A 1249-nucleotide genomic window follows, 5' to 3' on the forward strand; every position below is an offset into this window, starting at 1 on the left:
GTCAGTCCGGCTGCTTCTCCATGTGGTCCAGGATGCGCTTGGAGATCCGGCCGAGCGTGCTGAGCTGGTTCGGGGTCAGGGCGTCGATGAAGAGGCGGCGGACGTGCTCGACGTGCTGGGGTGAGGCCTCTTCGATCGCTTTGTAGCCGGCCGGGGTGGCGACGATGAATGCTCCGCGTCCGTCGTCGGGACACTCCTCCCTGACCACGAGCCCGCGTTTCGCCATCCGCGTGACCTGGTGGGACATCCGGCTTTTCTCCCACTCCACGAGTTTGGCCAGATCGAGGAAGCGCATCCGCCCGTCACCTCTCTCGGTGAGGTTGACGAGCACGGTGTGGTCGGCTGCTGACATTCCGGAGTCGGCCTGCACGCGTCGGGACAGCCGTCCGATGAGTTTCTCCTGCATGCGGATGAAGCTGTCCCAGGCGGCCTTCTGTTCCGGGTCGAGCCAGCGTGGTGGTGCGTCCATGAGGGCAGTCTAACGAAATCGTTGACAGCTCATCTACTGGCGGTGGCGGCGAGGCCAGGTGCGTCGAGACCCGGATCCCTCGGTTCACATCCGGTCGGCGAGTGGTGCGAGCCGTGTCTCCTGCAGGTCCGGAGGCCGCACCCCGTGCTCGCGCTGCGCTGCGGACACCCTTGCCGAGGGTTAAGTTGATGCATCAACCTTGTGGGGCTAGGCTGATGTCCTGGCTAACGGGATTCCGCCGACTCGAGCGGGATCGGACCCCACAAGGAGGACACATGACGGTCGAAGTGAGCGACGTGCCCGAGGCGAAGCGCTACGAGGCCCGTGTCGATGGAGAGTCCAAGGTGGCGGGCGTCGCGGAATACATCCGTACGACGGAACTCGTTGCGTTCGTGCACACCGAGGTCGAGGCGGAGTACGAGGGCGCGGGAGTCGGGTCCGCGCTGGTTCGTACAGCCCTCGACGAGGCACGCGCCGCGAACCTGCGGGTGCTGGCCACCTGTCCCTTCTTCGCGGGCTGGATCAGCCGGCACCCCGAGTACCAGGACCTGCTGTACCAGTCCCGCAGCAAGGTCAGTGACTGAAAGCCGAGCACGGCAGGAACGGAGGCCGGCATGAGCGGCGAATCCGAGCAGAAGGCATACCAGACGGAGTCGATCACGGTGACCTTCGAGGCCAGGCGCTGCCTCCACGCCGCCGAATGCGTCCATGGTCTGCCCGAGGTGTTCGACCCGACGAAGCGACCGTGGATCCAGCCGGACAAGACTACGGCCGAGCGCC

Annotated in this window: 3 protein-coding genes; 2 read left to right on the plus strand and 1 reads right to left on the minus strand. The window is 65.7% G+C overall.

The window, feature by feature from the left end; all coding sequences use genetic code 11:
* Position 1: 1 nt before the first annotated feature.
* Positions 2–469: a MarR family winged helix-turn-helix transcriptional regulator gene (locus tag ACFPZI_RS36950; protein WP_381371545.1), complete on the minus strand. Its 468-nt coding sequence runs from the start codon at positions 467–469 to the stop codon at positions 2–4.
* 275 nt (positions 470–744) lie between these two features.
* Between ACFPZI_RS36950 and ACFPZI_RS36955 the strand changes: the two genes are divergently transcribed.
* Positions 745–1053, plus strand: coding sequence for a GNAT family N-acetyltransferase (locus ACFPZI_RS36955; protein WP_030354507.1), 309 nt, complete (start codon positions 745–747; stop codon positions 1051–1053).
* A 30-nt stretch (positions 1054–1083) separates the two neighbouring features.
* A partial coding sequence (locus ACFPZI_RS36960; protein ID WP_381371546.1) for a (4Fe-4S)-binding protein occupies positions 1084–1249 on the plus strand: 166 nt, incomplete at its 3' end.

The organism is Streptomyces chlorus (assembly GCF_042655885.1).
GTDB lineage: Bacteria > Actinomycetota > Actinomycetes > Streptomycetales > Streptomycetaceae > Streptomyces > Streptomyces chlorus.

Coding starts and splice junctions, on each gene's coding strand:
- ACFPZI_RS36950 (WP_381371545.1), bottom strand. CDS start 469: ATGGACGCACCACCACGCTGGCTCGACCCGGAACAGAAGGCCGCCTGG.
- ACFPZI_RS36955 (WP_030354507.1), top strand. CDS start 745: ATGACGGTCGAAGTGAGCGACGTGCCCGAGGCGAAGCGCTACGAGGCC.